The following is a 271-nucleotide window of genomic DNA, read 5'->3' on the forward strand; positions in this document are numbered from 1 at the left end:
CGCCGCCTATGGCGACGCGGTCTATCCCGACGCGACCGGCACCCTGCGCCTGACCTATGGCAAGGTCGAAGGCTCCGACGTGCCGGGCCAGCGGTTCGGCGCCTTCACCACCTTCGCCGGCCTGTGGGACCGCGCGACCGGCGCCGAGCCGTTCAAGGTCGCGCCCAAACTGCTGGCAGCCAAGGACCGGATCGACCCGAACGCGGTCATGGACATGGCCGTCTCGACCGACACCATCGGCGGTTCGTCCGGCTCGCCCGCCGTCAACGCC

At 71.2% G+C, this 271-nt stretch carries 1 protein-coding gene; it reads left to right on the plus strand.

Features of this window, described 5'->3' with window-relative positions; genetic code table 11:
• On the plus strand, positions 1–271 hold a 271-nt coding region (locus CVH10_RS20745; protein ID WP_146143208.1), incomplete at both ends, for a S46 family peptidase.

It is taken from the genome of Halomonas sp. ND22Bw, from assembly GCF_003011945.1.
GTDB lineage: Bacteria > Pseudomonadota > Gammaproteobacteria > Pseudomonadales > Halomonadaceae > Halomonas > Halomonas halophila.